Annotated in this window: 2 protein-coding genes; both read left to right on the forward strand. The window is 67.0% G+C overall.

All coding sequences use genetic code 11. The annotated features are described in order from the left end of the window. A partial coding sequence (locus KIH78_RS10705) for a helix-turn-helix domain-containing protein (RefSeq protein ID WP_236034597.1) occupies positions 1-691 on the forward strand: 691 nt, incomplete at its 5' end. Then, a complete protein-coding gene (locus tag KIH78_RS10710) occupies positions 667-1,620 on the forward strand; it encodes an IS3 family transposase (protein WP_236034598.1) in 954 nt (317 codons plus the stop codon). The genes KIH78_RS10705 and KIH78_RS10710, both read left to right, overlap by 25 nt. Positions 1,621-1,660 lie beyond the last annotated feature (40 nt).

Here is a 1,660-nt window from a genome sequence, read left to right on the forward strand (position 1 = left end):
CGAGGTGGTGCCGTTTTCTTGGACTGTGATCCGGGAGGAGCCCATCGTGGCGAGGTATACGAGGGAGCAGCGGCGGCGTGCGGTCGAGTTGTACGTGCAGTACGAGTGCTGCGCGGCGGATGTGATCCGGGAGCTGGGGTATCCCAGCCGGGTGGCGTTGCGCATGTGGCATCGGGACTGGCTCGAGGAGCGGGAGACGGGTGTGCCCTCGCGGCGGGGCGAACGGTATGCGCGTTATACGCAGGAGCGGAAGCGCGCGGCCGTGGACCATTACCTGACGCATGGTCGGCGGGCGAGCCGTACGATGCGCCGGATGGGGTATCCGAGCAAGGAGGTGCTGGCCGCGTGGATCGACGGGCTCGCGCGGGGCGAACGCCGTATCAGGCGCGGACCGGTCCCAGAAACGCTCAAGCGTGAGGCGGTGCTCAGGGTCGCGTCCGGCGAATCGAGCTCGCGCGAGGCCGCACGGGCGGTGGGTGTGGATTCTTCGGTCGTGCGAAACTGGAAGCGTCAACTGCTCGGCGGCTCGAAAGGACTCATGGTGGCGAAGAGGGAACCGGGGGGGGGCGCGGGGATTCCTCGCCGCAGGACGATCCGGACGCGCTGCGCGGCGAGATCGCCGCGTTGCGCGCCGACCTCGAGCGTCTGCGCGCCGAACAGCGGGCCATGGAGATCCGATTGGCGATCATGAGGGGTTCGGCGGAACTGGTGGGAAAAGAGCCGGGCGCAGACCCGGACAACCTGACCAACCGAGAAAAGGCCCTTCTGGTCAAAAAGGTCAGTGAGGCGCTGCACGCCGACGCGGAGAGCCTGCTGGCGGAGGTCGGCATCGCGCGCAGCACGTACTACTACCAGCTCAAGGCCATGAACCGTCCCGACAAGGACAAGGGGCCGCTCGCCCTGATACGCGAGGCGTTCGAGAACAGCAGGCGACGCTACGGGTACAAGCGCATCCACCTCGAGCTCAGGAGCGCGGGCGTCGTCGTGTCGGCCAAGCGGGTCATGCGCCTGATGACGGCTCACGGGCTCGTGCCCGTGTTCAAGAGCGCGAAGCGCTACAGCTCGTACAAGGGCGAGATCGGCGGCGCGCCGGCCAATCTCGTGGACCGGGACTTCCACGCCACCGCGCCGAACCGGCTGTGGGCCACGGACATCACCGAGTTCTCGATCCCCGCGGGCAAGGTGTACCTGTCGCCGGTCATCGACTGCTTCGACGGCATGCCGGTCGCATGGACGATCGGCGCGAGCCCGAACGCCGCCCTGGCCAACGGGATGCTCGAGACCGCGTGCGCCACGCTCAGACCGGGCGAGACGCCGGTCATCCACTCGGACCGGGGCTGCCGCTACCGGTGGCCCGAATGGATCCGCATCTGCACGGACCACGGGCAGGCCAGGTCGATGACCGCGAAGGAGTGCAGCCCGGACAACGCGGCCGCTGAGGGGTTCTTCGGACGGCTCAAGCAGGAGTTCCTCCACAAGCGCGGCTTCCAAGGCGTCTCCATCGACGAGTTCGCCGCGATGCTGGACGAGTACATGGTCTGGTACAGGGACAAGCGCATCAAGACCGAATACGGCATGAGCATCATGGACAAACGCGTCGAGCTCGGGCTCGTCGCCTGAACACCTGCGATAACGTGCTGAACGACCATACAGACAACGA

The organism is Bifidobacterium saguinibicoloris, from assembly GCF_019331725.1.
In the GTDB taxonomy this organism is placed as follows: Bacteria; Actinomycetota; Actinomycetes; order Actinomycetales; family Bifidobacteriaceae; genus Bifidobacterium; species Bifidobacterium saguinibicoloris.

Bases quoted from the DNA above. Each gene is read 5' to 3' on its own strand.
- KIH78_RS10710 (WP_236034598.1), top strand. From the start codon at position 667: ATGGAGATCCGATTGGCGATCATGAGGGGTTCGGCGGAACTGGTGGGA.